Genomic DNA, 204 nt, shown 5'->3' with positions numbered 1-204 from the left:
CTTCTGCGGTGCTTTTAGCTCGCTGAGCTTCAGAGGTTAGTGTTGCTTTCTCGTCCTTCAGGGCTTGTACATCTTGGTTTAGCTGGCTTACTTGATCGTTTAGAGCGTTCATTTTGGTCATGGTTTCTTCATCTGGGCCCGAAGAACAACCTGCAAGTAGAAGTACAGAAGAGGCAGTTGCTGCTATTAACATTTTGTTCATAT

General features: G+C 44.6%; 1 protein-coding gene. It reads right to left on the bottom strand.

The features are described from left to right. The coding region (locus A142_RS16445; protein ID WP_019826239.1) for an Lpp/OprI family alanine-zipper lipoprotein at nucleotides 1-202 on the bottom strand (202 nt) is incomplete at its 3' end. Nucleotides 203-204: the final 2 nt, after the last annotated feature.

The organism is Vibrio splendidus 12E03, from assembly GCF_000272105.2.
In the GTDB taxonomy this organism is placed as follows: Bacteria; Pseudomonadota; Gammaproteobacteria; order Enterobacterales; family Vibrionaceae; genus Vibrio; species Vibrio splendidus_I.
The sequence above is the reverse complement of the archived record's forward strand: the minus strand, read 5'-3'. Positions and strand labels throughout refer to the sequence as shown.